Here is a 591-nt window from a genome sequence, read left to right on the forward strand (position 1 = left end):
AGGGCGTTGACGTCCACGGCGCGGGAGATGTCGGTGAACGGGATGCCGATGCTGATGTTCGGGTAGAGCGCGGCGATGTTGAACCAGAAGATGAGCTGGACCAGCACCGGGGTGCCGCGGAAGAAGGTGATGTAGCCGGAGGCCAGCAGCCGCACCGGGCGGACCTTGGACACCCGCAGGATCGCGATGAGCAGGCCCAGGATGGTCCCGAAGAACATCGTCAGCGCGGTCAGCACCAGGGTCAGGCCCAGGCCCTTGAGCACGGTGGGGGCGGTGAAGTACTGCCCGACCACGTCCCACTGGTAGTGCTCGTTGCTGGTCAGGGTGCGCGCCAGGCCGGCCACGACCAGCACGCACAGCGCCCACGCGGCGTACTCCCAGAGCCCGCGGCGGTGCAGCCGCGGCTTGTCGGCCGCCGCCGGCACCGAGCCGGCGGGGCCGGCCGGCCCGGTAAGGCCGGTGGGGCCGGTGGGGGGTGTCGGACCTCTGTGTCGCAACGTCGTACCGGCCATGGCGTTACTTCAGCAGCTCGGAGCTGGAGATGGCGCCGGTGCCCAGGCCCCACTTGTCCAGGGTGGCCTTGTACGCCGG

General features: G+C 70.2%; 1 protein-coding gene. It reads right to left on the reverse strand.

All coding sequences use genetic code 11. From position 1 onward, the window contains the following. Positions 1 to 512 (reverse strand): ABC transporter permease subunit (locus tag ACPYOM_RS22110; protein WP_481347606.1); only part of this gene is annotated, 512 nt, incomplete at its 3' end. Positions 513 to 591: the final 79 nt, after the last annotated feature.

The organism is Monashia sp. HAY1-2A (genome assembly GCF_056755315.1).